The organism is Neolewinella lacunae (assembly GCF_014349155.1).
GTDB classification, from domain to species: Bacteria; Bacteroidota; Bacteroidia; order Chitinophagales; family Saprospiraceae; genus Neolewinella; species Neolewinella lacunae.
The window spans coordinates 1-279 of the sequence record NZ_JACSIT010000010.1; the positions used below are offsets into that span (position 1 = coordinate 1).

The following is a 279-nucleotide window of genomic DNA, read 5'->3' on the forward strand; positions in this document are numbered from 1 at the left end:
ACCCCGCAGGGCTACCGCCACCAGGCCGTCACCGGCACGGTTCAGGTTGATCGCGCCTTCGCCTGCGTAGCTGGCCGTCACCAGCTCCAGGCCAGTGGCCAGTTCGATCGTGCCCTGGAAGCCCGCCAGCGCAGCGCCGCGGATTTCCATCGTGTGCATCTGACCAGCTTCCAACTGCGCGTCAGCAGCTTCGATGGCTGCCGTAGAACGTCCGTTGCCCACTACGTCACCGTAAGCGAAGGCCACGAAGTCCGCATCCAGGATGCTGCCCGTCAGGTC

Annotated in this window: 1 protein-coding gene; it reads right to left on the reverse strand. The window is 65.6% G+C overall.

Going from position 1 to position 279, the window contains the following annotated elements:
- Window positions 1–279: hypothetical protein (locus H9S92_RS00050; protein WP_187464691.1), on the reverse strand; the 279-nt coding region annotated here is incomplete at both ends.